23 protein-coding genes are annotated in these 25,197 nt (G+C 68.7%); 9 read left to right on the plus strand and 14 right to left on the minus strand.

Features of this window, described 5'->3' with window-relative positions; all coding sequences use genetic code 11:
• Positions 1–17: 17 nt before the first annotated feature.
• Entirely contained in the window at positions 18–959 is a 942-nt protein-coding gene (gene argC, locus H0X90_RS14555; protein WP_077189848.1) for an N-acetyl-gamma-glutamyl-phosphate reductase, read from the minus strand.
• Positions 960–1,080: 121 nt separating this feature from the next.
• Between argC and H0X90_RS14560 the strand changes: the two genes are divergently transcribed.
• Positions 1,081–1,965, plus strand: coding sequence for a LysR family transcriptional regulator (locus tag H0X90_RS14560; RefSeq protein ID WP_006485167.1), 885 nt, complete (start codon positions 1,081–1,083; stop codon positions 1,963–1,965).
• Between the two features lie 56 nt (positions 1,966–2,021).
• On the opposite strand, the gene H0X90_RS14565 is transcribed toward H0X90_RS14560, so the two are convergent.
• From H0X90_RS14565 to H0X90_RS14580, 4 genes are read right to left on the minus strand one after another with little or no spacing between them, the layout of a single operon-like run.
• Positions 2,022–2,486: a hypothetical protein gene (locus H0X90_RS14565; RefSeq protein WP_077189847.1), complete on the minus strand. Its 465-nt coding sequence runs from the start codon at positions 2,484–2,486 to the stop codon at positions 2,022–2,024.
• 60 nt (positions 2,487–2,546) lie between these two features.
• A complete protein-coding gene (locus tag H0X90_RS14570; RefSeq protein WP_006496219.1) occupies positions 2,547–3,764 on the minus strand; it encodes a patatin-like phospholipase family protein in 1,218 nt (405 codons plus the stop codon).
• Entirely contained in the window at positions 3,761–4,546 is a 786-nt protein-coding gene (locus H0X90_RS14575; RefSeq protein ID WP_006485158.1) for a 3-hydroxybutyrate dehydrogenase, read from the minus strand. The genes H0X90_RS14570 and H0X90_RS14575 overlap by 4 nt, the downstream gene beginning before the upstream one ends.
• A 52-nt stretch (positions 4,547–4,598) precedes the next feature.
• The gene (locus H0X90_RS14580) at positions 4,599–5,339 is read right to left on the minus strand and encodes an acetoacetate decarboxylase (RefSeq protein WP_006485181.1); all 741 of its coding nucleotides are present in this window, start codon (positions 5,337–5,339) and stop codon (positions 4,599–4,601) included.
• Between the two features lie 434 nt (positions 5,340–5,773).
• On the opposite strand from H0X90_RS14580, the gene H0X90_RS14585 reads away from it, so the two are divergent.
• On the plus strand, positions 5,774–6,355 hold the full coding sequence (locus tag H0X90_RS14585; RefSeq protein WP_006485151.1) for an undecaprenyl-diphosphatase: 582 nt from the start codon (positions 5,774–5,776) through the stop codon (positions 6,353–6,355).
• A 24-nt stretch (positions 6,356–6,379) separates the two neighbouring features.
• Here H0X90_RS14585 and H0X90_RS14590 read toward each other — a convergent pair whose 3' ends face one another.
• The 3 genes from H0X90_RS14590 to H0X90_RS14600 form a co-directional block, all read right to left on the minus strand.
• Positions 6,380–6,613: a hypothetical protein gene (locus tag H0X90_RS14590; protein ID WP_006485180.1), complete on the minus strand. Its 234-nt coding sequence runs from the start codon at positions 6,611–6,613 to the stop codon at positions 6,380–6,382.
• A 151-nt stretch (positions 6,614–6,764) separates the two neighbouring features.
• Positions 6,765–7,586 (minus strand): siderophore-interacting protein, encoded by an 822-nt coding sequence (locus H0X90_RS14595; RefSeq protein ID WP_077189846.1) that lies wholly within the window; start codon positions 7,584–7,586, stop codon positions 6,765–6,767.
• Positions 7,587–7,624: 38 nt separating this feature from the next.
• Positions 7,625–8,332 (minus strand): PadR family transcriptional regulator, encoded by a 708-nt coding sequence (locus H0X90_RS14600; protein ID WP_012492994.1) that lies wholly within the window; start codon positions 8,330–8,332, stop codon positions 7,625–7,627.
• 284 nt (positions 8,333–8,616) lie between these two features.
• Here H0X90_RS14600 and H0X90_RS14605 point away from each other — a divergent pair, with 284 nt between their 5' ends.
• The 6 genes from H0X90_RS14605 (at position 8,617) to H0X90_RS14630 (ending at position 17,284) form a co-directional block, all read left to right on the plus strand.
• A complete protein-coding gene (locus tag H0X90_RS14605; protein WP_125346531.1) occupies positions 8,617–9,018 on the plus strand; it encodes a hypothetical protein in 402 nt (133 codons plus the stop codon).
• Between the two features lie 123 nt (positions 9,019–9,141).
• Entirely contained in the window at positions 9,142–10,143 is a 1,002-nt protein-coding gene (locus tag H0X90_RS14610) for an FHA domain-containing protein (RefSeq protein ID WP_034178667.1), read from the plus strand.
• Complete coding sequence (locus H0X90_RS14615) at positions 10,140–14,192, plus strand: TOMM system kinase/cyclase fusion protein (RefSeq protein ID WP_077189911.1); 4,053 nt, start codon at positions 10,140–10,142, stop codon at positions 14,190–14,192. Before H0X90_RS14610 ends, H0X90_RS14615 begins: the two co-directional genes overlap by 4 nt.
• Before the next feature lie 34 nt (positions 14,193–14,226).
• Entirely contained in the window at positions 14,227–14,571 is a 345-nt protein-coding gene (locus H0X90_RS14620) for a BMA_0021/BMA_0022 family TOMM bacteriocin (RefSeq protein ID WP_006488524.1), read from the plus strand.
• A 16-nt stretch (positions 14,572–14,587) separates the two neighbouring features.
• Positions 14,588–14,950 (plus strand): BMA_0021/BMA_0022 family TOMM bacteriocin, encoded by a 363-nt coding sequence (locus H0X90_RS14625; RefSeq protein WP_058902467.1) that lies wholly within the window; start codon positions 14,588–14,590, stop codon positions 14,948–14,950.
• 93 nt (positions 14,951–15,043) lie between these two features.
• Positions 15,044–17,284 (plus strand): TOMM precursor leader peptide-binding protein, encoded by a 2,241-nt coding sequence (locus H0X90_RS14630; RefSeq protein WP_077189845.1) that lies wholly within the window; start codon positions 15,044–15,046, stop codon positions 17,282–17,284.
• Between the two features lie 67 nt (positions 17,285–17,351).
• Here H0X90_RS14630 and H0X90_RS14635 read toward each other — a convergent pair whose 3' ends face one another.
• The 5 genes from H0X90_RS14635 to H0X90_RS14655 all read right to left on the minus strand — a co-directional run bounded on the left by H0X90_RS14635 (position 17,352) and on the right by H0X90_RS14655 (position 22,300).
• Complete coding sequence (locus tag H0X90_RS14635; protein ID WP_060264126.1) at positions 17,352–18,443, minus strand: porin; 1,092 nt, start codon at positions 18,441–18,443, stop codon at positions 17,352–17,354.
• 177 nt (positions 18,444–18,620) lie between these two features.
• Complete coding sequence (locus H0X90_RS14640; protein ID WP_077189844.1) at positions 18,621–19,343, minus strand: SDR family NAD(P)-dependent oxidoreductase; 723 nt, start codon at positions 19,341–19,343, stop codon at positions 18,621–18,623.
• Positions 19,321–20,442 (minus strand): 2,3-butanediol dehydrogenase, encoded by a 1,122-nt coding sequence (locus H0X90_RS14645; protein WP_058902471.1) that lies wholly within the window; start codon positions 20,440–20,442, stop codon positions 19,321–19,323. The genes H0X90_RS14640 and H0X90_RS14645 overlap by 23 nt, the downstream gene beginning before the upstream one ends.
• A 1-nt stretch (position 20,443) precedes the next feature.
• Positions 20,444–21,748 (minus strand): MFS transporter, encoded by a 1,305-nt coding sequence (locus H0X90_RS14650; RefSeq protein ID WP_006488522.1) that lies wholly within the window; start codon positions 21,746–21,748, stop codon positions 20,444–20,446.
• Positions 21,749–21,766: 18 nt separating this feature from the next.
• Positions 21,767–22,300 carry a 2,4'-dihydroxyacetophenone dioxygenase family protein gene (locus tag H0X90_RS14655; RefSeq protein ID WP_006488523.1) on the minus strand — a complete coding sequence of 178 codons (534 nt, stop codon included), beginning with the start codon at positions 22,298–22,300 and terminating at the stop codon, positions 21,767–21,769.
• A gap of 179 nt (positions 22,301–22,479) precedes the next feature.
• On the opposite strand from H0X90_RS14655, the gene H0X90_RS14660 reads away from it, so the two are divergent.
• Complete coding sequence (locus H0X90_RS14660) at positions 22,480–23,460, plus strand: helix-turn-helix domain-containing protein (RefSeq protein ID WP_006488519.1); 981 nt, start codon at positions 22,480–22,482, stop codon at positions 23,458–23,460.
• Positions 23,461–23,555: 95 nt separating this feature from the next.
• Here H0X90_RS14660 and H0X90_RS14665 read toward each other — a convergent pair whose 3' ends face one another.
• Complete coding sequence (locus H0X90_RS14665; RefSeq protein WP_058902472.1) at positions 23,556–25,121, minus strand: GMC family oxidoreductase; 1,566 nt, start codon at positions 25,119–25,121, stop codon at positions 23,556–23,558.
• Positions 25,122–25,197: the final 76 nt, after the last annotated feature.

The raw sequence follows: 25,197 nt of genomic DNA on the forward strand, positions 1-25,197 counted from the left end.
CGGCGCCTGCGGGCGCGTTACACGGCGCTCGACGCACCGAGCATCAAGTCGAGATTCTGCACGGCCGCGCCGGATGCGCCTTTGCCGAGATTGTCGAACACCGCGGACAGCAGCACCTGGCCGCGCGCTTCGTTGACGAACACGCCGAGCCGCAGATCATTGGTGCCGTTCAGCGCTTGCGGATCGAGATGTGTTGCCGCGGCGGCGTCCGCGAGCGGTGTCACGTCGACGTGGCGCGCGTCCGCGTAGTGGTGCGCGAGACACGCATGCAGCCGCTCACCGGTCACGCCGGCCGGAAGCAGACGCAGCTCGATCGGAATGGTGAGCACGATGCCTTGCCGATAGGCACCGTAGGCCGGCACGAAGAACGGGCGGTGCGCGAGGCCCGCATGCTGCCGGATCTCGGGCACGTGCTTGTGTTCGAGCGCGAGGCCGTACACCTGCAGCGGCAACGGGGGCGTGGCGGCGTCGGCCGATTCGAATGCGTCGACGGCCGCCCGGCCGCCACCCGAGTAACCGGACACCGCGTGGATGCTCACCGGGTAGTCGCGCGGCAGCAGCCCGGCCTGCAGCAGCGGGCGAAGCAGGCCGATCGCGCCGGTCGGGTAGCAGCCGGGATTGGTCACGCGCTTCGCATGTGCGATGTCCTGCGCGTGTCCGTCGGCCATCTCGGGAAAGCCGTAGACCCATTCGGGCTGCGTGCGATGGGCCGAACTCGCGTCGATCACGCGTACCGCCGGGTTCCGGATGAAGCCGACCGCTTCGCGCGCGGCCGCGTCGGGCAGGCACAGGATGGCGATATCGCACGCGTTGAGTGCATCGGCGCGGCGCGCGGGGTCCTTGCGTTCGGCGGCGGGAAGCGTGAGCAGCCGTACGTCGGTGCGGTCGCGCAGACGCGCGTGAATCTGCAACCCGGTCGTGCCCTGGTCGCCGTCGATGAAGACAGTGGGGAAGCTCATGATGGTCGTGTGCGTCGCGTTCGGTCGTCGGGGGAAACCGTATCGTCCACCGAACGCCTAGAATAGGAAAAGTTGAATTTGCTGATCGTATGATTCAGCTTTCCTGAACGAGAGGGATGCGATGCGCGAGATCAGTCTGGACCGCCTGCGTACGCTGGTCGCGATCGCGGACCAGGGGTCCTTCGTGGCGGCGGCGCAATGGCTTCATCTCGCCCCGCCGACCGTCAGTCTGCATGTCGCCGAGCTGGAAAGCCGCGTCGGCGCGCCGCTGCTGTCGCGCACACGCGGCAACGTGCGCCCGTCGGTGATCGGCGAAGTGCTGGTGGAGCGGGCGCGGCGCCTGCTGGCCGAGGTCGAAGCCACGCTGGACGACGTGCAGCGACAGGTGCAGGGGTTGAGCGGGCGCGTCCGGCTCGGCGCATCGACCGGCGCGATCGCGCATCTGTTGCCGCAGGCGGTGGCCGGATTGCGCGCGCAGCATCCGGATATCGACGTGCAGATCGCGGTGCTCACGTCGCAGGACACGCTGGCGCGCATTGCACAAGGCACGCTCGATGTCGGGCTGGTTGCGCTGCCGCAGGCGCCGGTCGCGGGGCTGTCGATCCGGCCGTGGCGCCGCGATCCGGTGATGGCTTTCCTGCCTGCGGACTGGCCGCTTCCGGCCCGTGTGACGCCGGCGTATCTGGCCGCGCGGCCGCTGATCCTCAACGATGCGACGACGCGCCTGTCGCGGCTTACGACCGAATGGTTCGCACTGGGCGGCCATCGGCCCGAGCCGCGGATCGAACTGAACTACAACGATGCGATCAAGAGCCTGGTCGCCGCGGGGTACGGCGCGACGCTGCTGCCGCACGAGGCGGGTGCCCCGCTGCCGGATGCGCGCATCGTCATGCGGCCGCTACGGCCGGCGTTGTGGCGCGAGCTGGGGATTGCCCATCGTGCCGGCCCGGTCGAACGGGCGACGCAGCACGTGCTCGACGCGCTGTGGGCGCTCGGTGCGCGATAGCCGATCATTGTGCGATCGGCCCGTGCGAGCCATGCGGCCCGCATGCGCGTTCAGATTCAGAGCCGGTTGTCCTTCGCCAGCGTGAGCACGCGCGCCCAGCGCTGCGCATCGCGCTTGTCCATCATCGGCAGCTTCCATTCGCCGCGCACGGCGTCGCGCACGCGCACGACGAGATGCCAGCGGCCGTCGATCGGCGCGGCCTCGCAGCCGTCGAGCTGCGACAGCGTATAGCGGCCGTCCGCGCCGTCATGCGACAGCCACAGCAGCCCTTGCGTCGCGGACACGCGCAACTCGCCCCACGCGCGATGCACGACGTGCGTCCAGCCTTCTTCCTTCGTGTTCGGTGCGATGTCGCGGCGACGCTTGAGCCACCACGCGATCAGCACGACCAGGAGCGCGGCGGCCAGCACGGCGGCCGCGATCGCGACCGGCTGGCCGAACTGCGCGGCGATGACGTGAAACAGGTGAACGGCGCCCCATCCGAGGGCGATGAGCGCGAATAGCGCAATGAAAATCGGCATGTCGAATCGGAAAGGAGGACGGGCCGGCGCATGCAGCATGCCGGCCCGTTGCACACGGCATTACCGGCGGCGGTGAATGTCGTGCGTGACGAAGCCCGCGTCGTTGACGGGCAGCGCGAGGCCGTCCTTCACCGCGAGCGTCTTGCGGATGTCGTCGAGACCCGCGGACCAGTGGTCGCGCATCGTCGACAGACCGAACTGATAGTCCTTGTAGTGATGCTCGTACGCCTTCTGCTGATAGATCAGATGCTGGATGTTGTACTTCTTCCCGCTCGACATCGCTTCGGCCTCGACGCACCACGGGTCGTTCTTGCGCTGCTCTTCCGGCACCTGTTCGAGCACGTGGCGCAGCACGTTGCGGTAGCGCTGTTCGCGCTGCAGCGTGTCGGTGACGAAACGCGTGCGGCTCGAGTACTGCACGTCCTTCGTGCGCTCGGCGACGTCGGCCATCGTGCGCGGCAGCGGCCCGCGCGCGCTCCACAGATCGACCTGGAACGCGAGCGTGTCGCGGCGCGGCCGGGCGCGGAGCACTTCCATCAGCGGCGTGTTCGACACGACACCGCCGTCCCAGTAATACTCGCCGTCGATCTCGACGGGCGGGAACGCGGGCGGCAGCGCACCGGACGCCATGAAATGCTCGGGCGCGAGACGGATGCGCGAGTTGTCGAAGTACACGAAGTTGCCGGTGCCGACGTTGACCGCGCCGACCGACACGCGCGTCTCGCCCGAATTGATCCGGTCGAAATCGCACAGTTTCAGCAGCGTCGCGCGCAGCGCCGACGTGTCGTACCAGCTGATTTTTTCAGGATGGTCGGACACGCCCGGCAGCGGCGGCGGAAAGCGCGGCACGAAGAAGCCCTGCTGGCCCTGCATCATCGCGCTGGCGGCCTGCGACGCGGTGAAGAACGTGCGGACCTGGTCGATGCTGTTGAACAGCGCGAATTCGAACGCGGCCGGAATCGTCGGAAAGAACGCCGGCTGGCAGATCGTTTCCCAGAATTCGCGCAAGCGCTCGACGCGATGCTCGGGCGCATTGCCGGCGATCAGCGCGGTGTTGAGCGCGCCGATCGAGATGCCCGCGATCCAGTCGAGCGGAATGCCCGCCTCGTGCAGCCCTTCGAACACGCCGGCCTGGTACGCGCCGAGCGCGCCGCCGCCCTGCAGGACGAGCGCGATCGTTTCGTACGGCAGCGACCGTGCGGCCGCCGGCGCGCCGGCTTCGTGGTGCAGGTCCGCCGCATCCACGGCCTGCTTTTCGGTGCGGGCGTGCGGCTTCATTGCATGAACCAGCCGTGGCTGACGATGAACGACTGGCCCGTGAGCGCGGCGCTCGGGAACGCCGACAGGAACAGCACCGTCTGCGCGACGTCCTGCACCGTCGTGAACACGCCGTCGACCGTGTTGCCGAGCATCACCTTCTTGATCACTTCCTCTTCGCTGATGCCGAGCTCCTTCGCCTGCTCCGGAATCTGCTTGTCGACCAGCGGCGTGCGCACGAAGCCCGGACACACGACGTGCGAGCGCACGTTGTGTTTCGCGCCTTCCTTCGCCAGCACGCGCGCCAGGCCGAGCAGACCGTGCTTGGCCGTCACGTACGCCGACTTCAGCGGCGACGCTTCGTGCGAGTGCACCGAACCCATGTAGATCACGACGCCGCCGCGATCGTCCTTGTACATATGCTTGAGCGCGGCCTTCGTCGTCAGGAACGCGCCGTCCACGTGGATCGCCTGCATCTTCTTCCAGTCGGCGAACGAGTAGTTCTCGATCGGGTTGACGATCTGGATGCCCGCATTCGACACGAGGATGTCGACCGAGCCGAACGCTTCGGCCACCTTGTCGATGCCGGTGTTCACGGCCTCCTCGTTGGTCACGTCCATCGCGACGCCGATCGCCTTGCCGCCTGCCTTGTTGATCTCGTCGGCGACCGCGTTCGCGCCGTCCTGGTTCAGGTCGGCGATCGCGACGGCCGCGCCTGCCTTGGCGAGCTCCAGTGCGATTTCCTTGCCGATGCCGCTCGCGGCGCCCGTGACGACTGCGGTCTTGCCATTCAGGTTGCTCATGTTCGAATTCCCGTGGTGAAAGGATTGACAGGGAGAAAGGACTGCGGACGTGTTACTGAGCCAGGTAATCGTAGACGACTTCGCCGAGGCCCAGCGTCAAATCCGCGACGAGGTGGCGCGCCTCGACGATCTCGAGCACCGGCAGATCGGCCACCGGCGCGAGCGCGTGCGGCGCCAGCTCCAGCGATGCGGGGCCCGTCCATGCGCCCTTCATCTTGATGTCCTGCATGTAATAGCGCACCAGTTCGCAGACGCGCGCGGTGCCGTCGACGTGCGGGATGATCTTCAGCAGGAAATTGGGGCCGGCGAGCCGCTTCGTCTGCTCGTCGATGTCGAGTTCCTTGTGCTTGTAGCCCATCGTGCCGGTCGCGACGCGCACCTTGCCGTAGTCGAGCGTGCCCAGGATGTGATCGGTGTTCACGTGCAGCGTGGGCGACGCGAGCTTCTTCGGGAAGCCCCATAGCTCGCGGCCGCCGGCGATCGGCGGATGATCGTCGAGATACATCGCGAGCGTATAGCCGCCCGCCTGACCGTTGTATTCGACCGGGATCACCTGGCCGCTTTCGGTGTAATCGCCGAAGCCGGTCGAATCGGCCATGCGAATGAATTCGTAGTGGACGAGCGGCTCGGTGACCTGCAGCGGCTCGGGGACGATTTCACGGAGGCGGTCCGGATCGGTGCGGTACGTGATGATCAGAAACTCACGATCGACGAAACGGTACGGGCCCATCGGGAACGCAGGGCTGGTCAACGGCATCGCAAACGCTTTCGATCGGACATCGCTGGGTTTCATGCGGACTCCTTGTTGTTGATCGCTTCGTGGATGAGTGGACGTAATCGTATGCCTGTGCGTTGCCGTTGTGCGATGCCGCATCTGGAATTAATTGTTGCCGATTTCGAATAATTTGCGGCGTAAATATTGAGATGAATGAGACAAACGGCCTGGACGGCGTGCCGGCCGGGCCATGGTCGCACGCATCGATGACGCCATCGTGTGAAAAGGGTGAGTCTTTACGGGAGAGAGGGTGAGCCTTTACGGGAAACGGTCGCGCGGGAATATGACAATTGTGTGAACTTGTGTTGCAGTGCAGGCTCTAAGTGCGTTCGCCGCGCGGGCCTTGTCCGGGCGGCTGCCGCATTAAGCACCGCTTAAGCGGCGACGCTCTAGCATCGTTCGACTCCGGCCGGGCAACCGGCCGATCCTTGACGCCCCACGCAACCGGATTCATGCAGAACCTCAATCTCGCCCTCTTTTCCGCCATCAACGCCGGCGGTGCACCGCACCCGGGCGTTGCCCGCCTCGCGATCTTCGCCGCCGACTGGCTCGTCTATGCGCTGCCCGCGATGCTGCTGCTGACCTGGATCTTCGGCGCACGCCCCGCGCGGCACCAGGCGATCGAAGCCGGCGTCGGCGTCTGCGTGGCGCTCGTGCTCGCGCAGATGCTCGGGCATGTCTGGTTCTCGCCGCGCCCGTTCATGGCCGGCGTCGGCACGCAGCTGATTCCGCACGCGCCGGACAGTTCGTTTCCGAGCGATCACATGACGTTCGCGTGGAGCATGGCGGTCGGCCTGCTGCTCGGTGGCACGACGCGGGTCACCGGTTTCGTGATGGCCGCGATGGCCGTGGCGATCGCATGGGGGCGCGTCTATGCGGGCGTGCACTGGCCGTTCGACATGGCGGGCGGGGTGCTGGTCGGCACGGTGGGCGCGCTGGCCGCGCACCTGTACGGGCAACGCGTGACCGCGCTGCTCGAACGGCTCGGCGATTCGGTGCATGCGGTCGTGATGGGGCGCCGGCAGGCGCCGTAAGCAGAAGGAAGCGGCGGAACGCCGTCAGCCGGACGAGCCGGATGTGCGGGCCGATTCGGCCGAGGCGGACGGGCTGCCGCCCGCATCGTGCAGTTCAGGCGTATCGGCCGGATGCCGCGCGGCATCGCGGTCGAGGGCGCTTTCCTTCAGGATCGCGCACATCGCGACGAACAGCGCGAGGACGACCGCGGCGAGGCCGCAATAACCGGCGATCTTCAGGTGGCGAAGGAAAGGCGAAGCGTGGCTTTCTTTTGTCATGACCGGGCGCTCCTGGGCGGGCTGCGGCGGCTGTCGCCCGACAGCGGCGTCGCAGACATACATATATACCCGCCGCGATGCCGGTGCCAAGCCCGCTGCTGCGCCGACGCCACGATTGTTTCAGCCGCCGGTCGAGCGGTATCCGCCCCGCTCAGTCTTCCAGCGTTTCGTGCACGGCCGCCGCGCCGCGCTTCCAGTAGGCCGCCGCGCGGATGCGCGACTTGTCGACGCCGCGCTCGCCGGTCAGGTGCTGGCGCACCGCGCGCATCGACAGCGCTTCGCCGGCCGCCCACACGTAGCCGTCGCCGGACGACGGCAGCGGCAGGTCGCGCACGGTATTCAGCAGCGCGTCGCCGTCCGCCGCGTCGGCTTCGGCGCGAAAGCGCCAGATTTCATGCACGTCGGCGCGCGTATCGAACGAGATCTGCGCGGTGCGATCCGCGACTTCCAGCACGACCGCCGCGCGCGCGCCGGCCGGCAATTCCGAGAGACGCCGCGCGACGGCCGGCAGCGCCGTATCGTCGCCGATCAGCAGATGCCAGTCGAAACCGGTCGGGACGACGAACGAACCGCGCGGGCCGCCGATGCCGAGCCATTGGCCGACGCGTGCCTGCGCGGCCCACTGCGATGCCGGGCCCGGATGGTTCAGCACGAATTCCAGATCGAGTTCGCGGGCGGCGCGGTCGAAGCGGCGCGGCGTGAAGTCGCGCGCGACCGGCTTCGGTTCGCCGGCCGGAAACTCGGGGCCGTTCGCGCCGAGCGTCGGCAGCGCGGGGCGTTCCGCGCCCGGCGGCGGGAAAAATACCTTCACGTGATCGTCGAACGACGCGGATTCGAAATCCGCGAGATCGGGGCCGCCGAGCGTGACGCGCAGCAGATGCGGCGTCACGGGATGCACGCGCAGCACTTGCAGCAGGCGGAACTTGAGGGTGTGGCGCACGCGGGTGACGGTGCGCTCGGATGTGTTCTGCATCGATCCGTTCTCCTTGGGTGGTGACGGGACGGCGCGGATCACGCGCCGGCGCCGCCTTCGATTTCGGCCGTCGCGCGGCGCATGATGGCCGCGATGCGGCGTTGTTCGTCGGCGTCGGCGGCGCTCTTGTGCAGCAGCGCGCGCTTGAGCGCGAGACGCGCCTCGACGAATTCCGGCAGCCAGCCGGCTTGCGATTCGTCCTGCGCTTCGTTGCCCGCCGATTCCCCGGCGAACGCGCGCCGCATGAACTCCATCTTGCGGGCGAGGTGCGTGAGGCGCGCGAACAGCGTGTCGACGCGTTCGCGCTGGGCGTCGAGATGCGCGCGGCCTGCGTCGGTCAGCGCATAGCGCTTGCGGTTGCCTTCCGCTTGCGACGCGACGAAGCCGACTTCCTCGAGATAGGTGAGCGCCGGATACACCATGCCGGGGCTCGGGCTGTAGAAGCCGTTCGAGCGTGTGTCGAGCGCCTTGATCAGTTCGTAGCCGTGGCTGGGCTGTTCGGCCACCAGCGCGAGCAGCAGCAGCTGGAGATCGTCGGAGCTGAACTGGCGGCCGCGTGGCATGCCGTCGTCGCCGAAATCGCCGAAGCCGCGCCCGCCACGGCCGCCGAACGGGCCGCCGCCGAATGCATCGTGGCCGCGACGGTGGCGACCGATCGCGTACCAGAGACCGGCGAATCCCTCGGGGTGGTCATGCGCACCATGACCGTCGCATCGGGCATGGCCGCGGAAGTGATTGTGTCGCATGATCGTGTCCTGTATGTCGTAAAACATATCTAAAGATATATATCGAAAGATACAGCGTCAAGGGGATTATTGAGGGCGGGATGGTGGGGCGGGGCGTGCGACGAGGCGGCCGTTGGGGGCGTTCCTGCGATGTCGTGGGTGAATCGATCCCGGCGACCGGGCGGGCGCGATGCCGCATCCGGTGTCGCGGCCGTTCGATCGACGCCTCCCGATGCATGGTCGTGCGGATACACCTGCGTTTGCCGACTACCCCGCGAGACATTCGCCGCGATGCGGTGGGATTCATGAATAAGTTAAACAGGGAAGATTATAAAAACGCCGAAGAAAACTATTTTAAAAATCGAAACGGTTTTATTTTATTTTCCATCGTGCAAACAAGAATTCCGCGTTGGCAAAGGTCATTAATCCGACTCCGTCATTCAATGTCATCGTGTCGGCCATGGCGCATGGATCACGGCAGAGCGAGCCACGATGAAGAATTTCGACCCTTTATCCGTCACCCGAAAATTCATCGAAAAGGTAAAGCATTGCAATATAAAATCGTTATCCAGGTATGCCGGTTGCGGAGCACGATTTTATTTGGCAGGATTTTCATCGGGATGCCAGACTTTAAAACAACAAAGCGATCGACCATTCAATTTGCCGAAATAACGCGCGACGCTTGGGCGACCCTTGCAGGAAGCTGACCAGAAAAACAGGTAACGAGGCGGCGAACGGGCGGCACTGTTCGCGATCATTGAAGCAATCGCTTGCCCGGCAGCGTCGATGCGTCACTCGAACGATCCGGGCGAATCCGACACGGGGCGGCCATGGCGATACTCAAGAACGACGCTTCCGGAGACGCATGCCTGCTCCGCGCGTATCACGTGTTCGGCCGCGACGACGCGCGCTGCGACACGGTCATCCGGGACGGCTCGGTGTCCCGCGTCCACGCCCATATCCGCTGGGTCGGCGGGCTCTGGGAGCTCCACGATCACAGCAGCAACGGCACGTCGGTATCGGGCGTCTCGCTGCGCGACGGCGAGCATGCGGTGCTGCAGCAAGGCGACGTGATCCGCTTCGGCAGGGCCGGCATCGCGCCGTGGCGCGTCGAGTCGCTCGACGATCCGGCCGATACGCTGTGGCCGATCCGCGGCGCCGCCGCGCCGATCGTGCTCGCGCCATGCCAGATCCTGCCGGCGCCTGCCGCGCAGCCGGTCACGATCGTTCGTTCGCCGGCCGGCGAATGGCTGTGCGACGACACGTTGCCGCCGCGCGCGCTGCATGACGGCGACGAAGTGTCGACCGGCGACTTCGCGTGGCGCCTCGCACTCGCGCGCCACGGCTCGACGGTGATGCTCGCCGCCCCCGCCGATCCGGCCGCGCCGGCGCAATTGCTCGAATTCTTCGTCAGCCGCGACGAGGAGCACGTGCGTATGCTGCTGCATGTCCGTGGCGGCGTGGTCGACCTCGGCGAACGCGCCCATCACTACAGCCTCGTCACGCTTGCCCGCGCGCGCTCGGCCGACATGCAGGCCGGCTACGACGCCGCCACGCAAGGGTGGATCGAACTCGACCGGCTCGCGCGCATGCTCGGCATCGACGCGTCCCATGTCAACGTGCAGATTCATCGCGCCCGGAGCCAGTTCGCAGCGCTGCCGGGGTTGGGCGCGAGCCAGCTCGTCGAGCGTCGGCGCGGCAGCGTCCGCTTCGGCGATGTGCCGTTCCGGATCATGCGCGGCGAGCATCTCGAATGCGAGTCGGTGCCGGCCGTCGGGCCGCGTCTCGGCGTGCCGCGCGCGGTGCCGGGCCCGGTCGTCCATTGCCCGTGAACGCGGGAGAACCGGCCGTGCTACCGACCGCGTCTCACCCCGCCGTCCGCCCGGACGCACCAGAACCGTCGAAGCGCGCGGCGCCTTTCGCGACGCTCGCCGGCAAATGGCATTACCGGCTCGGCGCGCTGCTCGGCGAAGGCGGCAACGGCGTGGTGTTTCGGGCGACCTGCGACGAGACGGGGCACGCCGTCGCGCTCAAGCTGATGCGCGACGACGCCGCGCTGGTTGCGCCGGAGCGGATGCGACGGCGGGCACGCTTCCGGCGCGAGACGAGCCTGTGCGAGGCGCTGCGGCATCCGAACATCGTGGCGCTGCTGGACCAGGGCGAGGCGCCCGACGGGCGGCTGTTCGCCGTATTCGAACTGGTCGAGGGCCGGACGGTGCGCGACCGGCTCGCGGCGGACGGGCCGCTGTCGGCCATCGACACCGGGCGGCTGATGACGGAGGTGCTCGACGCCCTCGCGGCCGCCCATCGGCGCGGCATCGTGCATCGCGATCTGAAGCCGCAGAACATCGTGATCGCGCTGGCCGACGACGGGCCGCACGCGAAGCTGCTCGATTTCGGCATCGGCGCGTTGCTGCCCGGCACCGAAGACATCGCGCGCCAGACCGCGACGCTCGCGACCGAGGTGCTCGGCTCGCCGCCCTACTGCGCGCCCGAGCAGTTGCGCAACGAGCCGCCGACGCCCGCCAGCGACCTGTATGCGTGGGGCCTGATCGTGATCGAATGCCTGACGGGCGAGGTCGTCATGCAAGGCGCAAGCGTGGCCGAGATCCTCTATCAGCAACTGAGCCCGGTGGATGTGGCGCTCCCGCCGTCGATCGCGGCGCTGCCGCTCGGCGCGGTGCTGCGGCATGCGCTGAACAAGAATCCGCGGCAGCGCGCCGCGTCGGCCGAGGCGCTCGCGGCGCAGTTTCGGGCGCTCAACTTCGCCGCGCTCGTCGGCCAGTTCGCCGCCGGGCGCGCCGGCCGGCACGCGCGTTCGCGACCGCTTGCGCCGCGCGGCGAGACGATCGCGGAGGTGGGCGAGTACCGGCAGATCACTACCCTGTGCTGCTGCGTGACGATCGCCGGAGAGGGCCGCCGGCGCCATGCCGGAACCGAGCACGGGATGGTGCTCGACGGCTACGAGGAACAGTGGCTGACGAAGTGCGCCGATATCGCCGTCGGTTACGGCGCGCATGTGGGCGGACGGCTCGGCGACACGCTGCTGTTCCATTTCGGCTTGCAAGGCGACATCGACCGGCCCGCCCGCCGGGCAGTACGGGCGGCGCTCGACATGGTGCGCGTCGCCGAGCGCGCGCGGCTGCCGGTGCCGCCGGCCGCCGGCGGCCGTGCTGCTGCCGGCGCGGAAGAAGGCTGGCGGGTCGAAGTGGCCGCCGCGATTCACGTCGGGCAGGTGCTCGCGCAGGCGTCGCACATGTCGGGCGTGTCGACGCCCGCCGCGGCATCGCGGCTGTTGCGGCTGGCCGGCCCGGGACAGATTCTGATCAGCGACGATGCGCGGCTCGTGCTCGAACGGCATGCCGATTCGCGGCCGACCGCGTTGCGGCTCGCGCGCGCGGGTGTCGTGTCGCAGCCGGTTCATGAACTGCTCGGCGAGCGGCACGCCGATACGCCGTTCGATTCGCTCGATGCCGGCAGGCGCACGCCCATGGTCGGCCGCGCGCGCGAACTCGACGCGTTGCTGCGCGCGTGGCAGGACACGCACGCACGGCATCGTCGCGCGAGGCGCGGCGAGCCGGCGCCGCCCGGGCTGCCGAGGCTGGTGATCGGCGATGCGGGCTTCGGCAAGTCGCGGCTCGTGCACGAGCTGTGCGAGGCCGTGCGGACCCGCGGCCATGCCTTCGCGCAGTGCGGCTGCCTGCCCGAACGCGAGAACCACGCGTTGTTTCCGGTCCTGCGGTTCATCGCCGCGCACTGGCAGGTCGACGCCGATCGTGCGCCCGGCGCGGCGCTCGCGGCGATCGACGCGATGATCGCGCCGCTCGATTGCGACCATGCGGCGGCGCGTGTCGCGCTCGCGACCTGGCTCGGGCTGCCCTGCGATGCGAACGGGCTGCTGTGGTCGAGCGCGCGCGAGCAGCACGCGCTGTTCGACGTCCTGGAGCAACTGATCGTGTCGCTCGGCAACGGCGCGCCGGTGTTGCTCGTGATCGAGGACGTTCAGTGGCTCGATCGCTCGACCGAGGAGTTTCTCGCGTATCTGCAGCACTCGCCGCGCGCAGCGGCACTGTGCATCGTGCTCACGTCGCGCCCCGACAAGCTCGCGCGCTGGCGCGGCGCGACCGATCGCGTGGTGCTGCGCCGCCTGCCGCGCGACGACGCACAACGTCTGATGTCGGCGCATCTGGGCCCGGGCGCGTTCGATCCGGTGTGGCTCGACCGGCTCGCCGATCGCACCGCCGGCATTCCGCTGTTCATCGAGGCCGTCGCGCGCGAGCTGACGGTGAGCGGCGCGGACGGTCCGCTCGCGGGGCCTGCGGCAACGGACCCGTATCCGCTGCCGCTCAGCCTCGGTGGCATGCTCGGCCTGGCCTTCGACCGGATCGACGACGCGCGCGACACTGCGCAGCTCGCCGCGACCATCGGGCTCGAAGTGGATGCGCAATTGCTCGCCGACGCGTCGCCGCACGATCGGGTCACGCTCGACGCGCATCTGCGGCTGCTGCTCGAGGAGCGGATCGTGTATGCGCAACATCGGCGCGACCGCGTGTTCTATGCGTTCCGCCATGCGCTGATTCGCGACGCCGCATACGAATCGATGCCGCCCGCGGTGCGGCGCGGCAACCACGCGCGCGTCGGCCGTGCGCTGCTCGCGCAGGCCGATCGCGGCGCCGGGGCGCATGCGTTCGGCGTCGCCGGACACTTCGCGCGCGCCGGCGCGTGCGCGGACGCGATCGCGCACGGCATCGACGCGGCGCGCCGCGCGCTCGAACGTTCGCGATACGACGATGCGATCCGTTACGGGCAGGCCGTGCTCGATTGGCTCGCCACCGCCGATCACGCGCAGCGCGAGCACGACCGCGCGCGCATCCGCGCCACGTTGACGCACGCGACGATGGCGCGCTTCGGCTGGGCCGATGCGCAGGTACGCGAGCATGCGGAACAGTTGCTGCGGCAGACGCAGACGCTCGACGACCCGGAGCTCGAGATCAGCGCGTTGTGGACGCTGTCGACCTACTACCACGTCGCCGGCGACCGCGCGACCGTGCGCCGGATCGGCAAGCGGCTCGACACGCTCGCGACCGAGCGCGGCGAGGCGGGCGTGCAGGTCGCGGCGGACGCGATGCGCGGCATGAGCCTGTGGGTCGACGGCGACTATGCGCGCGCGCGTGCCGCGTTCGACGCGGTGCTGGCCGGTTACGACGTGCGACGCGACGCGGGGCACCGGCGCATCCTGGGGCTCGATACGCGCGCATGGACGATGGCGTCGCTCGCCAGCGTGCGCTGGTGCATGGACGACGATCCTCAGCCGGCGCTCGCGATGGCGCACGAAGCCGTGTATCGCGCGACCTGCCTCGATCATCTGCCGACGCTCGGCGTCACGATGATGTACCTCGCGCGCACGCATCAGCTCGCGGGCGATCGCGACGCGGCGCGAGCGGTGTCCGAGGCGATTCTCCGCCTCGCGGACGCGCACCGGCTGCGCGCGGTCGGGCACTACGCCGCGATCATTCACGCGTGGACGCAACGCGATCGCGCGGGCGTCGTCGCGCATCTCGACGCGCAGCGGCAATCGGGCGGCCTGCTCGGGCTGACCTACTACGCGTCGCTGCTGGCCGAACTGGATGCCGAACGCGGCGACCATGACGCGGCGCTCGCGCAGATCGGGCAGTGCCTCGCCTGGTGCGAATCGAGCGGCGAACGGTATTACGAAGCACAACTATTGCTGAAGCAGGGCGAGTACTTGTGCCGGGCCGATCCGCGTTGCGGCGGCGTGGCCGCGCTGGACGCATGTCGGCGCGCAGTCGAAATTGCAACGACGGCGGGCATGGGCCGCATCGCCAGGCTCGCCGAAGCGACGTTGCAGTCGTTGCCGTAAGCAGTTCAAACCCGTCATTCAGGAGAGCAGACCGATGAGCAAGGATCTTCGATTACCGACGTACGAACAGTTTCTCGAATACCGCGCGACCGTCATCCGGGCGATCGCCCTCGCGTGGCATTCGCCGGCGTTTCTCGACAAGCTCGAGGCCGATCCGGTCCACGCATTGCGCGAGCAGTTCGACTATCACTTCCCGTTCAAGCTCGACCTGAAGGTGCAGCTCAAATCGTCGGAATGGACGCCGACCGTCAACGGCGACTGGACGGCCGGCCAGAAAAACAGGCTCACGCTGTACCTGCCGCCCGCGCCGGCCGACGAGACGCAGTTCGCGCAGGCGCTGGCCGCGTACAACGCGGACCACATCACCATCATGGAATGACTCCGGGGAAACCGACATGGCAAAGGACAACGCGAATCCGACGCTCGAATCGATGCTGGAGTTTCAGAAGGTCTATCTGCGTGCGATCGCGCTTTCGTGGCGCGACCCGGCGTTCAAGGAAGAATTGCTGGAACGGCCGCTGGATACGCTCGCGAAATACTTCGGCTATCAGTGCCCGTGGATCATCGACATCGATATCGAGAAGACGGGCGGCGATCATGGCTGGACGAGCGACGGGAAAGGCGGCGGGAGCTGGAACCTGCCGCGCAACGTGATGACGGTCGGCATACCGGAGCAGCCGGTGCACCTGGACGAGGAGGCCGTGGCGCTCGCGGCCTACTGCGACGCGGGGCCGTGTTACCTGTTCACCTGCTGTTGACCGGGCGCGGCCGACCCGCGCACCGTCACGCGGCCCGGAGCGGTTGCCCGGGCCGCGCGACGTTTGTCCGACCCGTCGCACGGAGCCCGATGCATGCTCGATGATCTTTCGCGCGTATTGCGCTTCAAGCCGCACTTGCTCGTGCTCGATGCCGGGCCCGAGACGCTGTTCGTCGTCGACGAATTCAAGCGCGCGATGCTGTCCGGCGCGATCTTCGTGCGGATCGCCGCGTGCCTGCGAGCGCGCATGACGATTGCCGAGATCGTGACGTCGCTGGCCGGCACGTTCGGCGAATGGGACGTGCTCGCGCGGCTCGACCATCTGGTGCGGCGCGGCTACGTGCGCGCCGATCCGCCGCACGGCGACGATGCGGCGCGCGGCTATTTCGAGCGCGCCGGGCTCGACGGCGACGCGGCGTGCGCGCGCGTCGCGCAACTGCGGGTCGCGGTGGAGACGTTCGGTGCGGACGGCGCGCCGCTCCGGCGCGCGCTCGACATGGCCGGTATCGGCATCGCCAAGGAAGCCGAACTGACCGTCGCGATCGTCGATACGCACGACCGCGACGATCTCGCCGCATGCGCCGCCCGCGTGGCGGCGCGCGGCGGTGCGCTGCTCGTCGTCGCGGCCGGCGGTGTGCAGATGCTGATCGGGCCGTTGCTGGCCGGCGGCGTCGACGCGCTTGCCGACGCGCCGTGCGTCGAATGCGTGCGCTACTGGATTCGCGTCAACCGGCCGGTCGAGGCGCTGCTGGCACGCCATCATGGCCGCGACGCGAAGCACGTGCCGCCGGCAGCCTCGCGAGCCGGGGCCGCGGCGGCGGCCGCGCTCGTGGCCGCGACGGTCGAGCAGATCGCGGTCAACCGCGCGGTCGCGGAGCGTTCGCAAACGCATATCGTCGCGCAGCGCCTCGATACGCTGACCGTCGAACGGCACCGCGTGGTCAGGCGGCCGCAATGCCCGTGCTGCGGCCATCCCTTGTGGATGCGCGAGCAGGCGGCGCGTGCGCCGCGGCTCGCCGCGCCTGCGCCGCTGGCGCGCGCGGACGGCGGCTACCGGACCGCCGATCCGCAGCAGGTGTTCGCGCGCCACGCGCACCTGATCTCGCCGGTCAGCGGCGCGATCGCGTATCTGCATCCGATGCCGAAGCGGCACGCGGGCCTGCGCAAGGTCTATGCGTCGGGCTTTCTCGTGTGCCCGGCCGCCGTACCGGACAGCAACCGGTTCGACAGGCTCTGCTCCGGCAAGGGTCGCACCGACGAGCAGGCCCGCACCAGTGCGCTGTGCGAGGCGCTCGAACGCTTCAGCAGCGTGTATCAAGGCGACGAGGCAACGGTGACCGGCAGCATCGACGGCCTGCGCGCCGATCCGGCTTGCGACGCCGAGCCGATCCACGTGAACGCGCTTCAGCAATTCAGCGAACGGCAATTCGACGCGCGCGACGCGATCAACGCATTGACGCGCGATGTCCGCAAGCAGGTGCCGCCGCGCTTCACGTCGCGCGACGTGATCGACTGGACGCCTGCGTGGTCGCTCGTCGACGGTCGGCGCCGTCTCGTGCCGCTGAGCTATTGCTACGCGGAAACGCCCGACAGTGCGCGGGCGCCTGCCGCCTGCGTGCACAATCCGAACGGCTGCGCGGCGGGATCGAGCCTCGACGAGGCGATGCTGCAAGGCATGCTCGAGCTGATCGAGCGCGATGCGGTCGCGATCTGGTGGTACAACCGGATCGAACGCCCCGGCATCGATCTCGCGAGCTTCGCCGATCCGTACTTCGACGCGCTCGTGCACGAATACGCGACGTTCGGATGGCGTGTGTGGGCGCTCGACATCACCACCGATCTCACGGTGCCGACCGTGGCCGCGCTCGCGGAAAATCTGCAGGACGGACGTTTCTCGATCGGTTTCGGCTGTCATTTTGATGGCAGGATCGCGGTGCAGCGCGCGCTGACCGAGGTCAACCAGTTGCTCGATATCGCGGCGGATGCGCCCGATCCGTGGGATCGCGACATGCTTTCGTCGACGGGATTTCTGTATCCGGCGCCAGGCACGCCCGCCACGACGCATTCGACGTGGCAGCCGCTCGATATCGCGTCGTTGCCGGCGGCGATCGCGCATTGTGTCGGGCGGATCGCGGCGGCCGGGATGGACGTGCTCGTCGTCGACAAGACGCGGCCCGACATCGGCTTGTCCGTGGTGCAGGTGATCGCGCCCGGGCTGTGCCATTTCTGGCCGCGTTTCGGCGCGCGGCGGCTTTATTCGGTTCCGGTGGCGCTGGGTTGGCGTGCGCGGCCGTGCGACGAAACGGCGCTGAATCCGGCGCTGCTGTTTCTGTGACCTGCGCGCGCAATCGTGTTGTCGTCGAACCGCGCGGGCTGCCGGAACGTCGACAGCCCGCGCCGGATCAGAACCGCGTACTGAACCCCACCCGCGCGATCGACTGCAGCGCGCCGCTCGATGCGCCGTTCGCATCCATCACGCCGTTGATCTGCGCATTGCTGCCGTGGCTCGCGCGTTGATGCACGCCGGCCACGTACACCATCGTGCGCTTCGACAGCCAGTACTGGACGGCGGCGAGCAACTGGTGCGCGTGCGCGTTGTCGAGCGTGTCGTTGCCTTTCATGTACGTGTAGCTCGCGCCGATCACCCATACCGGGGACGGCCGCCACGCGGCACCGGCTTCCGCCGACCACGCCCCCGCGCCGTTCCGCGCGTTGTGCACGGTCGTGACGAGCGCCTTGCCCGTGACCGTGCCGACCGTGTAGTGCACGCCCGCGCCCCAGTTGCGCACGCTGGTGGGCGGCAGCCCGCCGGCCGCGCCGTATTTCTGGTTCGTATAGGCGACGCCCGCGCCGAACGGGCCGCGATCGTAGCTCGCGCCGATGCTGACCGTGTTGTTCGCACCGATCGATCCCGCGACGTTGCCGAAGCCGTACAGCGCGCCGACAGTCAGGCCCGACAGCGACGGGCTCGTGTACTTGACCGAATTCGCGACGCGATTGCTGCCCGCGACGCGGTCCCAGTCGAATGCGCCGGTCGGGTTGTTCGGCAGCGCGAGCCGGTCGAACGGCCCGTTGCGAAAGCCGTACAGGCCGACGAGATCCTGCGCGATCTCGTTGCCGCTGGCGGCCAGCGCATCGACCATGAATTCGTACTGGTTGCCGAGCGTCAGCGTGCCGTACCGGTCGTTCTGCAACCCGACATAGGCCGTGCGCGCGAACAGCCCGCCGCCGATGATCGAGCCGTTGCCGAGCGAATACTGGTTGACGAGCCGGAAGATCGCGCGCGTGCCCGCGCCGAGATCCTCCTTGCCTTCGAAGCCGAGCAGGTTCGGAAAGAAGATGTTGTCGTCGAATTTCGCGGCGCCGTGGCCGCCCTGGTTGCTGACGTAGCTGATGCCGGCATCCATCAGCCCGAACATCGTCACGCTGCTCTGGGCGAATGCCGCAGCCGGAAGCGTGCAGGCCGCGAGGGCCAGAAAGGTCTTTTTCGTCATCTCCAAAGTGCTCCTCACATGATCCGGTCGAGCCGGATATTTTTTAATGTGACTACTGATTGATATGAAGAAACGGGAACCGGGCGAACCCGGTTCGGCGACGGTCACGGGAAGCCGTGACGTGCAACGCGCCTCGGCAGATCCGCGTCGATCCGTCGATGCGCGGCGTGTCGAGCGCTAGACCGTCGAATACCCGCCGTCCACCGGCACGACCGCGCCGGTGACGAACGACGCGCCGGGCGAGCACAGGAACAGAATCACTTCCGCGACTTCGTCGGCCGTGCCCCAGCGCCCGAGCGGCGTGCGCTCGACGATGCGGCGCGACGCCTGCGTGTCGGCCATCAGCGCGCTGCTGAGCGGCGTGTCGATCCAGCCCGGCGCGACCGCGTTCACACGGATGCCGTGATCGGCCCACGCCTGCGCGAGCGAACGCGTGAGCTGCGCGATGCCGCCCTTGCTCGCGCTGTACGCGGGCCGGTCCTTGCTGCCGAAGTACGTGTACATCGACGCGATATTGACGATGCTGCCGCCGGTGGCCGCCAGCGCGGGCAGCGCGGCGTCGGAGGCCCGCATCACCGACGTCAGGTTCACGTTCAGCACGTGCTCGAACTGGTCCATCCGGTATTCGTCCGCGTGGCGGCTGATGCCGACGCCGTTGACGAGCGCGTCGAGCCGCGGCAGCCCGGCGATCGTGCGCGTCAGTGCCGCGCCGTCGGCCACGTCGAGTTCCACGCACCGGATGCGGTCATGCACCGGCGCGTGCGGACCAGTGGCGTCGAGCCCGAGCGCGACGACCGACGCGCCGGCCTGCGCGAACCGCAGCGCGGTGCGCGCGCCGATGCCCGACGTGCCGCCCGTCACCACGACGGACTGCCCGTCAAACGCCCACTGACGATTCATGTTCGGCACTCCCGATGGTGGTGGCGCGACGGGCTGGCCGCTGCGCGGGTGAAACGAGGATCTTGATCTGCGTGCGATCGGCGAGCAGCGCGTCGAAGCCGTCGGCGACGGCGTCTTCGAGCGACACGGTGCGCGTGACGATCGACGTGAGGTCGAGCGCGCCCGACGCGACGATGCGCAGCAGGTCTTCGTACGCATGCCGATAGCCGACGCTCGCGGTGAAGGTCAGTTCGTCGTTGACCGCGCGGAACGCGTCGAAACCCGCGTGCGGCATCAGGCCCACCATCACGACGCGGCCGCCCTTGCGCAGTGCCCGCATCGCTGATTCGAACGTGGCCTGCAATCCGGCCGCCTCGAAGCTCGCATCGACGCCGAGCCCGCCCGTGGCCGCGCGAATCGCGTCCTGCAGCGCGGACGCATCGAGCCCGCGCGCATCGAACGCATGCGTCGCGCCGAAGCGCGTGGCGGCCGCGAGCCGTTCGGGCGACACGTCGACGGCGACGATCGTCGTCGCACCCTGCCGCTTCGCGAGCATGATCAGCAGCAGGCCGATCGGGCCGAGCCCGAACACCGCGCAGGTCTCGCCGAGCCGCAGCTCGCCGCGTCGCAGCGCGTGCAGCGCAACGGCGGCCGGCTCCATCACCGCGGCCTGTTCGAGGCTCACGCCGTCGGGCAGGCGATGCAGCATGTAGGCGGGCACGACCGCGAAGTCGGCCATCCCGCCGTCGCCCATCAGCCCGGCGAAGCCCATCGACACGCACAGGTTGTACGACCCCGCGCGGCAGTACGCGCACTGGCTGCAGCGATACTCGGGCTCGACCGCGACGCGGTCGCCCGCGCGCAGCGTCGTCACGCCTGCGCCGACTTCGACGACGGTGCCGCAGAACTCGTGGCCGAGCGTCAGCGGCGCGGTGCGGCGCGACAGCGGATGCGGCGCGTCGACCGGAATCGCGTGCGGGCCGTCCGCATATTCGTGCAGGTCGCTGCCGCAGATGCCGCAATACGCGACCGCGATGCGCACGTCGCCGGGGCCGACGTGCGGCGTGTCGATTTCCACGAGACGGACGTCGCGCGGGCCATGCCATTGAAGTGCGCGCATGTCAGCGTCCTCCGAGGTTTTGCGTATCGAGGCGGCCGGCCGCGGCGCCGGCGAGCGCGCGCTTGCGCAGCACGGCCGGCGCGGTTTCGACGAGGCCGAACGACAGCACGCACGCGAGGATCGCGCCGGTGGTCGACGTCCACATCGCGAACTGCAGGCCGTACTTGTCCGCGGCGAAGCCGGCGACGGTCGGTGCGACGAAGCCGCCGATCAGCTCGCCGGCGCCCATGATCAGCCCGAGCGCGCTCGCGATCGCGCGCGGCGGCACCGTCTCGGCCGGGATCGTCGCCATGAACAGCGTGAAGCAGCCGAGGCCCGTGTACGTGACGAACACCAGCGCGCCGAGCGCCCAGACGGAGCCGACGTGGATCAGCACGACCGGGCACACGGCCGCGATCAGCGCGAACGCGATCATCGTCGGCTTGCGGCCGATCCGGTCAGAGATCGCCGGCACCGCGAAGCCCCAGAACACCCACGCGGCGCCGAGGCAGGTCATCACGACGCCCATGTCGGCCGGCGACAGGTGGCGGCTTTCCACGAGGAACACCGGCGCGAACGAGATGATCACGACGAACCACGTGAGGAAGAAGCAGCTGATCAGCACGCAGAGCAGGATGTTGCGCTCCTTCAGCAGCGCCCAGCGGCTGACCGTCGCACCGCCGGCGGCCGGTGCCGCGGTGGTGTCGGCCTGCGCGTGGCGCACGCCGCCGGGCGGCACTTCGCGCACCCAGCGCCAGATGCAGAACGCGATCAGGAAGCCCGGAATGCACGACACGTAGAACGCCTCGCGCCAGCCGTACGCGGTGGCGATGCCGATCACGACCGGCGGGCCGATCATCGCGCCGAGCAGGCCGGCGGCCGAGCCCTGCAGCAGGCCCATGTTCAGCCCGCGGCGGCTCGGCGTCGAACTTTCGACCATCAGCGATTGCGACAGCGGCAGCACCGGCCCTTCGGCGATGCCCATCAGCGCGCGAAACGCGATCAGGCTCGCGAAGCCGCCGACGAGGCCCGACAGCGCCGAGCACACGGAAAAGCCGAGCACGGCCGCGATCAGCAGCGGCTTGCGGGTGCCGCGCGCGTCGGACCACGCACCCGTGGCGGCGCCCGACAGCGCCCACGTGAGTGCGAGCGCGGACGACACCATGCCGAGCTGCGTGTTCGTCAGGTGCAGCTCGGCCGACATGAACGGAAACAGGAACGACAGCGCGAGGCGGTCGAAGAACACGAAGCCGAACGTCATGAACAGGATCAGCAGCAGCCTGTTCTCGTACGTCCAGGCGGGCCGGGAGGAGGACGGGGAAGTCATCGTGAGCCTCGCCGCGCGTCAGCGGAACAGCTTCTCGATCGCTTGCGCGCCGAGGCCGACCTTCTCGTAATGCGCCTTGCACATCGCGATGTACGAGTGCACGTCGAAGTAGCCGTCGGGATTGCCTTCGTCGTCGAGCCAGATCAGCGGGCCCTTGACGATGAAGAACGCGCGCATCGGCTCGGGGTGATCGAACGCGACGAGCGTGTGGCCTTCGCCCGGCGTCTCGTACACGAAATCGCCGCGCGTCGCGGTCCATTCGTGTTCCAGGTAGCCCCATTTCCCGGACAGCGTGTACGCGAACACCTCGTGCGGGTGATAGTGCCGGTTCACGAGCCCGGCTTCCTTCGCCATCAGGATGTCGCACCATTTGTTCTGCGACGGCGAGATCCACAGCGGCCGCGACGAAACCGTTTCGGTGAACGGAACGTAATAGCGCTCGTCGTCGGTGGCCGCGTTCGGGATGTAGGCTTCGGGTAGCGCATCGGGCTTGAACGGATTGGCAATCGCCGGGATGTTTTGCCAGAATTCGGATACGGCTTTGTCGACCACGGTGTGTCTCCTTGTATGTAGGGGTGTCGTGGGCTCGACTTTAGCCAGCCGGTGCGCGCCGCTCTTGACTGGGCTGGACGAATTGCTTGACCGCGCCGGACATTGCATCGCACCAGGATCCAGACGAACCATCCCCCAATCCGTGCCGCTCCGCACGACAGGCGCCAGCAGGAGGCGACGTGACGAATTCGACCGTTTTTTCACGCACGCGAGGTTCGACGGCCGACGTGCCGGCGCGCGACAGGATGGCGTACTGGGATGCGTTCAACGCGGCGACGCTGGTCGGCCTGCGCTGCTCGTCGCTGTCGCCGGCCGGGCTCGAAGTGGAGAAGACCGACATCGCGCTGCCGGGCCTCGGCATCGCCGACATCAGCGGGCAGGATCACGTGATCGAGCGCAGCCCCGCGCTGGTGCGCCAGTTGCCGAAGGAATCGCTGTTCGCGTGCCAGATCCTGAGCGGGCGCGCGTATTTCATCCAGCGCGACCGGTGCCTGCTCGCGGAAGCCGGCGATGTCGTCGTCTACGACACGCGCGTGCCGTATCTGTTCGGATTCCTGACGCCGATGCGGCAGTTGCTGATCGATATCCCGATCACGACGCTCGACGACCGCCTCGATGCGGAGCTGGCCGCGCTGCCGCTGCGGATCGCGCCGAAGCCGGGTGCGGGCGCGATGCTCGGCGCGACCTTGCGCGCGAGCGTCGAGCGGTTCATGAAGGCGCCGGTCGAGCGCGACGCCGCGCGGTTCGCCGAGCACACGCGCACGCTGATCGCGGCGCTCGTCGATGCGGAGGTGAACGGCGTGGGCGCATCGCGCGCGTCGCTGTCGTACCTGCTGACCGCGAAGCAATACATCGCGACGCATCTCGGCGAACCGGAACTCGGACCGCAGGCCGTCGCCGATGCGGTCGGGTTGTCGCTGCGACATCTGGGGCGCCTCTTCGCGGCCGAAGGCGAGTCGATCACGCAGCACATCTGGTCGGAGCGGTTGTCGCACGCGCATCGCGAACTGACCGACGCGCGGCTGCGCAAGACGAGCATCGGCGAGATCGCGTTTCGCTGGGGGTTTTCGAGCCAGGCGCACTTCAGCCGCGCGATCCGCGAGCGCTACGGCGCGTCGCCGATGGCGCTGCGCGACGCGGCGCGTGACGCCGCGGGCTGACGCCGGTTTTCCGACAGGTCGACGGCGGCGCGTGCATCACGCGCCGTCTGCGTTTTCGGCGCGGCGTGCTGCAGCGCACACGCACGTGCATTGCGTCACGCCGTCAACATGAACGCCGCGCAGCGCTCCGCGATCATGATCGTCGGCGCGTTCGTGTTGCCGGACACGATGCGCGGCATCACCGATGCATCGCAGATCCGCAACCCGTCGACGCCTTGCACGGCGAGACGCGGCGTGACGACCGCGTGCGCGTCGCTGCCCATGCGGCACGTACCGGCCGGGTGATAGACGGTTTTCGCGCGACGCCGCACGTAGTCGGCGAGCGCGGCGTCGGTCAGCGTCTCGGCTTCGCGCACGAGGCGGGCGAGCGACGGCGCGCGGAGAATCTGCCGCGCGAGCCTGACGCCGCGCACGAGGCCCTCGACGTCGGCCGGGTCCGACAGCGCGCCGCTGTCGAACAGGATCGGCGCGGCCGGATCGTTGCCGCGCAGTTGCACGGTGCCGCGCGAGCGCGGCCGGAGCAGGCACGGGTTGATCGACAGGCCGTGGCCGGGCAGCGGGGCGCGGTCGACGTCGCCGACGAGCGTCGGCAGCACGTGGAACTGGATGTCCGGGCGGCCGCCGCCGGTCGTATCGACGAACGCGCCCGATTCGACGACGTTCGACGTCAGCAGGCCGGAGCGGCACAGCATCCATTGCAGCCCGTGCCGCAATGCCCGCCACCCGCGATCCTCGCCGAGCAGGCTGACCGGCGCCTGGGTGCGGCCGTAGATCGATACCTCGAGGTGATCCTGGTAGTGCGCGCCGACGTCGCGGCTGTCGTGCAGCACGTCGATGCCGTGCGCGTGCAGGTGCGCGCCGGGGCCGATGCCCGACAGCATCAGCAGCTTCGGCGTGCTCAGCGCGCCGGCCGCGAGCACGACGTCGGCGCGCGCGGCGGCCGCTCCCGTCGCGCCGCTCGCGGTGCGCCATTCGACGCCGCTCGCGCGGCGCCCGTCGAACCGGATGCGCGTCACGCGGCAGCCGGTCAGCACGCGCAGGTTCGGATCGGCGATCGCGTCGGCCAGATAGGTGGCCGCGGTGCTGCCGCGCTGGCCGTCGAAGATCGTCGTGTGATAGAAGCCGACGCCATGCTGCGCGGCGCCGTTGAAGTCGTCGTTGTACGCGATGCCGGCTTCCTGCGCGGCCTTCACGAACGCGAGGCTCAGCGGATGCCGGAAGCGCGTGTCGCCGACCTTCAACGGCCCGTCGGTGCCGTGGAACGGCTCTGACAGCCGCAGATGCGATTCGGCGCGCTTGAACACCGGCAGCACGTCGTCCCAGCCCCAGCCGGTGCAGCCGAGCGCGGCCCAGTCGTCGTAGTCGTCGCGCGTGCCGCGCACGTACAGCATCGCGTTGACCGAGCTGCCGCCGCCGAGCGTGCGGCCCTGCGGCACGTAGGTCTTGCGTCCCGCGGCGCCCGGCTGCGGCTCGCTCTCGAACGTCACCGTCCGTTGCGTGCCGAGCACGCGGATGAACGTCGCCGGAATCCGGATGAACAGGCTGTCGTCCTTCGGGCCGTCCTCGAGCAGCAACACGCGCCGGCCGGCCTTCACCAGCCGGTGCGCAACCGTGCAGCCGGCCGAACCGCCGCCGACGACGATGTGGTCGTACGTCTCCATCCCGCTTCTTCTCCTTGCTGTCGGGCGGCGGAACGAATGCCGCCGCGCAGGAAGCCAGCTTAGCGAGCGGGTTGCG

The organism is Burkholderia sp. 9775_39 (genome assembly GCF_015712225.1).
In the GTDB taxonomy this organism is placed as follows: Bacteria; Pseudomonadota; Gammaproteobacteria; order Burkholderiales; family Burkholderiaceae; genus Burkholderia; species Burkholderia cenocepacia.